The organism is Vibrio sp. 10N.261.51.C6, assembly GCF_041471785.1.
GTDB lineage: Bacteria > Pseudomonadota > Gammaproteobacteria > Enterobacterales > Vibrionaceae > Vibrio > Vibrio crassostreae_C.
In genome coordinates this window covers 1-220 of sequence record NZ_JBFRPB010000157.1, presented here as the reverse complement: position 1 = coordinate 220, position 220 = coordinate 1, and the positions used below count along the sequence as shown (strand labels likewise).

The 220-nt window shown below is 37.7% G+C and carries 1 tRNA gene; it reads right to left on the bottom strand.

Features of this window, described 5'->3' with window-relative positions:
* Positions 1 to 77: 77 nt before the first annotated feature.
* Positions 78 to 153: transfer RNA gene (locus AB4375_RS21670), tRNA-Asn, on the bottom strand.
* Between the last annotated feature and the right edge of the window lie 67 nt (positions 154 to 220).

Below are 220 nucleotides of genomic sequence, written 5' to 3'. Positions count from 1 at the left end.
GTCGGCACACTAAATTCTTTGCTTAAAGAGTTAAACTCTTCAATTAAAACCTCATATAAAATGAAGTCCTTTAAAAATGGCTCCCCTTGCAAGACTTGAACTTGCGACATACGGATTAACAGTCCGCCGTTCTACCAACTGAACTAAAGGGGAATTACTTGTCTCAACATCAGGTCTATAAAGACCATTATTTGTTAAGTACCAAATAATGGTGCCTCGA